Source organism: Paenibacillus sp. P4_A7 (assembly GCF_056402455.1).
In genome coordinates this window covers 1-5,860 of sequence record NZ_JBFUHJ010000352.1, presented here as the reverse complement: position 1 = coordinate 5,860, position 5,860 = coordinate 1, and the positions used below count along the sequence as shown (strand labels likewise).

Here is a 5,860-nt window from a genome sequence, read left to right as displayed (position 1 = left end):
CTATAATGATAATTTCATTAACAAAATAGTTGGCAATAATACAAATGTCGCGGTTCAAGTTAAAAGGACGAGTATTTCAGAAAGTACTGCAATAAAAGTTCTTCTTAATTGGATATTACTTGAGTCATCAGAACATAAAGTAGACAAGTATGTATTGTTTACTGAGGATGAATATAAAAATATAGATATTTTGTTTAGCAAATCTGCAATAGAACAGTTTAATCTAATTAAAGAATCAGCCAAGGGATCTAAAGCTACTATTACTAAAGTTAAAAAAATGCATAAAAATTTTGAGGATTTTGAAAATATATATAATTCTATTAAGATGAAATATGAATTTGTCTCTATAGATAATATTGATAAGAAAATTGATGATAATTGTTCAGAACTTTTTAGAAAAGCCGGAATAAATAAAGTAGTCTTTTATCAACGAATAAACGAATTATTACAACATGTAACTGTGAAAATAATGGAAAGTATTAATAACAAAAAACCTTACGTTTTTTGCTATGCTGAGTTGATGACATTAATAGAAGATATTTGTTGTAGAATGACAGAACAAATAACCCAACCTCACTATTCTAATTTCAAGAAACTTCATACAGTTGATTTTAATGATTTAACTATTGCTAATTCAAGAGAATATAAGCAACTTCTAGCATGTAAATTGCCTCAATCTTTGATTAAAATACATCTAGTGTATGGTGAATATTATAAAGACTTGCGATTAAAGTATATGKAAACAAATAAATTGGTGAAAATTGAAAGTATTGAAGACACAACATATGAGAATTATGAAACCGTTAAATTCAAACTAAAAAAAGAACGTAAAGATGAGCCATTTAATCGACTTGAGGAAACCAAGATGATGGGTAATGCACATGCAGATAACGAACAAATACGTTACGGATCTGGAATTTATTTAACTAAGGATGAAGCGAAAGTAAATCAAATTTCATGGGAGGACGAAGAAAATGAGTCAGCTGAAATTTGAAGCAGAATCAATTCAGGTAAGCATTTATTGCGAAATTATTTTAAATATATTACACAAACACAAAGAATTAAGTGTAAATAAGATGCTTTTTTTTGCATACGTGATTAAAAAAGAACGGTATATATTGGGTAATGTTTACAATGGGAACAATACACAAGATATTATATATAAATGTATTTCTTTTTTATCTGGTGATTATGTTGAGTTTTGTAATAGTATTGAATATATTATAAAGTCGATACATCTACTTAATACAAGTGAACAAATAATTTTGAAAAACAATATGTTATATAGTTTGTATAAGGTGAGTGGAAATAAAGTTTTATTTGAAGAAAGTAAGTTTATAGAAAAAGCTATTGAAGAAAGTAGAAGAATGAATGATAAACAATTTATGAAAGAGGTAACTAATAATGTTTAGGATAAATAGATTGGAACTCTATGGTGTGGACGGTGGTGAATTTACTTATGAATTTAAAACTGGATTAAACTACTTTAAAGGAAAAAACAGTTCAGGTAAAACCGAGTTTTATAGTTTTATTGACTTTATGTTTGGTTCTTCGGAAGATATCAGAAAAAAACCATGGTATAGCGATTCATTAGAAAAGGCGACGATGATATTTGAGTATAACGAAATCGGTTACAATATATCTAGAACAAGGAACCCTGGTCAAAACTTCTTATATTACTCTAATGAAGAAGAAAATGATGCTATTAGTTTGAGAGAATATAAAGAGAAGTTAAATTCTATATTTGCACAAGATATAGATCTTCTAAAAGATATAAGGAGCTTTACAGAGGAAGAACTAACTTATAGATCTTTTACGATGTTTAATTTTCTTGGTGAGAAGAGACAAGGGGCAATACATGATTTTTTTGACAAATGCAGTGATGTAAAGTATTCAATCAAATTAGCACCTATTTTGAATTTTATATTTAATAAAAATCTTGAGAAAATTTATGAATTACAAAAAGAACTAAACGATTTATTAGAGGAAGTGAAAATGTTAGAAGTTAATTCTGCAAGATATGATTTCATTATCAAACAAGTAAACACTAATCTTCAAAAACTGGGTGTTAACACTTGGTATACAGGAAAAAATGCTGATGATGTAAGAAAACAACTTAAAGGAATAAAAGAAATGCAGCATGTAGTTAAGAATAATAAAGAGAAAAATATTTCAGAGCTAGAAGTTATGTACAGTAACATTACTGAACAAATAAAAGTTTACGAGAATAGAATCGCAGATTCCAAGCAACTTGAGAAGGATAATGAAAACAGAAAATTATTATTGGAAAAGTTGAATGTAATACTAAAAGGGAATAGTGATTTTGACTATTTAATTTCTCCCCTAAAAAAAATAACTACTGAACTTGATACAACGATATCGTTTAACAAATATTTGATAAGTGACAATACTATAAATGAGCTAAAGAAACAGCGGAACATACTAAAGGATGAAATCAGAAGAAATGATTCTAGATTTAAGGTTTTCACATTGGAAGAAAAAGCAAAAGCTATTGTTTTAATAGAAGATTATCTATCAGCGGATATTCGTTCTTGTGATGAGGAACTTAAAGAGAAAATGAAAAGAATTAAAGAGGTACGCAATGAATTAAAAGTATTGCAAAATTCTGACGACAGTAAAAAGATGAATTATTTGTCTGAGTATATAACAGAACTTTACCAATCAGCTAAAGAAATTTCATCAGTTGTAGATGATGATATTAAGCAAGAGGGCTTTAAAATACAATATTTAAAAAGAGGGAATATTTTACAACCAACGATATTGAAAGCTGCGATTGATGAAAAAGAATTGGAAGAGAAGATATCAGTTAATTATTACATAGGAAGTATGGCAAGACATACACTAATTCAATTATGTGGATATCTTGGGTTTCTAAAATTGCTTTTGGAAGAAGGTAGATATCCTATTATTCCTATTTTGGTTATTGACCATATATCAAAACCCTTCGATCAAAGCAATTGCAAAGCTATAGGGAAAGTAATTAGAACAGCTTACGAAAGCATTGGGAAAAATAATTTACAACTGTTTATGTTTGATGATGAGGAATATGAAATATTAGCTATTGAGCCAGATCATACAGAAAACTTGGTTACTAATAGCAAAACAGGTTTTAATCCGTTTTATGTTCCTCAAATTAAAATGGATTAACAAAACAATGGTGAGGTACAAACGAACGCTCGGATAGGGTTTGTTACTTTAAGCAAAAATAGCTTCATATATCAGAATGCAGCTATATGAGTTGGTTAATTCAACAAGTAGTGGATTTTGAAAAATCCCATAGGGAAATAAACAATGAGCAGAGTTAAGTTAATCTGCTCTTTCTTATGCTTAACATTCTTTGTACATTTATTACACCAAATAAAAATCTGAAGTGATCGGTTCCATAACTGAAATTGATTTGGTCATAATGAAATGTTGGATAATCCATCTAGAATCACAATTGAAATGTTCCGATCCCTATAATGAATAAATAGATTCTACTCTTGGTCAGAATAGTACTATAAAAGACCAAGGAGGCTAATTGATGGAGAGATTAACTGTACGTCCGAAAATTCAAGGTGGAGAGTCATTTCATAGTTTTTTATTGCGATGCTCAAAACTAAATAATTATCCCCTTTTATCACTACTCAACGCCACAAGGATAAGCAAGTATAACTTACATAGAGGAGATTTTCATAAACTTGATATCTATCCATCTAATATTTTCAATAAGGAATTGCTTAGAATAACCGGAATCTCTGAGAACGAAGTGAACTTGAGTAGTTTTACAGGGGTTATAGACCTGTTTAAAGGCAAGAGTAAAGTGGAGGATGTAAGATTCATTGACGGTGTTGTTCGAGATAAACTTTTTTATTGTCCGAAATGTCTAGCTGAAGGTCAGTTTTTAAAGACGATTTGGAAAGTGCGAGGAATACAGGTGTGTATTGGACATCAACTAAAATTGCTTAATCAATGCGGAAACTGTCAGAAGGAAATAATGATAAAAGATTTAATCAATGTTCATGAATGCCCTTACTGTTTTAACCCCTTAAATTTATGTGAAGCAGAAACTGCTGAACCAGAGGAATTATCTCAGCAGGAATGGTGGTACAGAAACTGGGAATATCTAATCCATACTACATCGCTATCAATGTCGCACAGTGAACTAGCATTGCGTTTATTGTATGTCGTTTGTAATAGTGCTGAAATTTTTTCATCGAAAGCAGTGATAATAAAACACTCACTAAGTGTGATACTTCTTCAATGTGCAAGAGGTTCTACTTCCAAATCTACTCCTAATATTGACTTTGTTCTCAATACGCTAAATAAATCGAAAATTGAAGTTTCAAATTTCATACAACAATCGTTACCGAGCACTTTTATTAATTCAGTTATTAAAACCTCTGTTCAATTGACGACTCCTAAATGTATTGCTCCATGGTGTGCGGGCTTTAACACTAAGGAAACAATAATAGAAACAGCAACACAGTCTTATGAGCATGCAGGTAAAAAATTGCTTTCTTATTTCTACTGCAAGGAATGTTGTTGTGAGTTTGCTTTTGATAAATATAAAGTGATAGTAGAGCGTACTTATTTCATAAAAATATTTCGGAAATTATCTTTAAGAACCGATTACTTAAAGTTAACTTGGCCAGAACGTGAATTGATATTTGGGGTGAAGCGTAACCGAATAGAGCGAGCAATTGCATACTTCCATGCAAGAGGAATCTTTAGGTACTCCATGTACACAATCAAAAGAGATTTTCTTCAAAAGGTTGTCAAGGCAATAAATGAAGGGGCGAAAGTCGAAAACATAAGAAGGTGGGAAGTTTGGGATTGTAATAATGAACATCTTATTTATCGTTACCATCAAGAAGTTATGACTGCATTGTTGAAAAAGAATAACATTAGTCAGAAGAAAGTAGACAGCAAATTTATAAGAACTTTACAAGAGCATTGCAATCAAATGATCAATGAAAATATTGAAATTAGATTAAAAAACGTAGCTCAAAGAATCGGGTGTTCTATTACCACTATTCATAATAAACAAGGCGCTCATATAGTAAAAGAATATTGTCGGAAACAGAAGTTAATGAAAATAACAGAATCTACTTAAATAAAAATATCCGTATAGTTATATTTATATAACTATACGGATATAATGGTTGATAGTATCTGTAAAGGGGATGACAATATGAGTAAACTAGGAATTGCATATGTAACCCATAGAGGAGTTAGCTTTAATTCAACACTCTACTCATGTCCTGAAGCAATCACTGAACAGTGGTTTGAAATGGCCATGTTGAGCGGTGGATGGAACTTAGTTGCAAAACAAAATAAAAGAAACAAAGAGCTACTTTATTGTTACGATATAGCAAATGAACGTTGGTTATTGTGTTCTGCGCTTAATATGCAGTCTGAGTTTGATAGTAACAAATTAGAAAAATACTTATCAAGTATTCAAAAAATGATGGAGACCAGGAAACAGAACAAAAATAGTGAATATTATTAATGAGACTCTTTGGAAAGCCCATCTAAATTCTTTGTAAAAACATACATAATCTCTAAATACAATTTGATTAGTTCAGGTGATAAAGGTGTCTCACCGAAATAAAGGTTCTTGTGGGCATTGAAAAATTGAGCAATATCTATCTCTTCCAACTCATTAGAATGTATAGATTTTCGAATGTCTGTTCTTCCAAGTAAATAGTCTGTAGTCACATCAAAAGCATTTGCTAACTCAAGGATTGCTTTATGATCGGGAGCGTTTGTTGATCTTTCCCAGTTAGAGATTACTTGGGCCGATGTATTTAATATATCGGCTAATTCTTGTTGGCTCCAATCAAACTCTCTTCTCAGC

The 5,860-nt window shown here is 30.6% G+C and carries 6 protein-coding genes; 5 read left to right on the top strand and 1 reads right to left on the bottom strand.

Annotated features, from left to right (window positions below; translation table 11 throughout):
- The 5 genes from AC1DWN_RS25960 to AC1DWN_RS25940 form a co-directional block, all read left to right on the top strand.
- On the top strand, nt 1-994 hold a 994-nt coding region (locus tag AC1DWN_RS25960; protein WP_477561784.1), incomplete at its 5' end, for a hypothetical protein.
- Complete coding sequence (locus AC1DWN_RS25955) at nt 975-1,412, top strand: hypothetical protein (RefSeq protein WP_477561783.1); 438 nt, start codon at nt 975-977, stop codon at nt 1,410-1,412. The genes AC1DWN_RS25960 and AC1DWN_RS25955, both read left to right, overlap by 20 nt.
- A complete protein-coding gene (locus AC1DWN_RS25950) occupies nt 1,405-3,168 on the top strand; it encodes a hypothetical protein (protein WP_477561782.1) in 1,764 nt (587 codons plus the stop codon). The genes AC1DWN_RS25955 and AC1DWN_RS25950 overlap by 8 nt, the downstream gene beginning before the upstream one ends.
- Nucleotides 3,169-3,544: 376 nt before the next feature.
- Nucleotides 3,545-5,116: a TniQ family protein gene (locus AC1DWN_RS25945; protein ID WP_477561781.1), complete on the top strand. Its 1,572-nt coding sequence runs from the start codon at nt 3,545-3,547 to the stop codon at nt 5,114-5,116.
- 78 nt (nt 5,117-5,194) lie between these two features.
- Complete coding sequence (locus tag AC1DWN_RS25940) at nt 5,195-5,512, top strand: hypothetical protein (protein ID WP_477561780.1); 318 nt, start codon at nt 5,195-5,197, stop codon at nt 5,510-5,512.
- Here the strand turns inward: AC1DWN_RS25940 and AC1DWN_RS25935 are convergent.
- The coding region (locus tag AC1DWN_RS25935; RefSeq protein WP_477561779.1) for a helix-turn-helix domain-containing protein at nt 5,509-5,860 on the bottom strand (352 nt) is incomplete at its 5' end. The two genes, AC1DWN_RS25940 and AC1DWN_RS25935, sit on opposite strands and share 4 nt — an antisense overlap.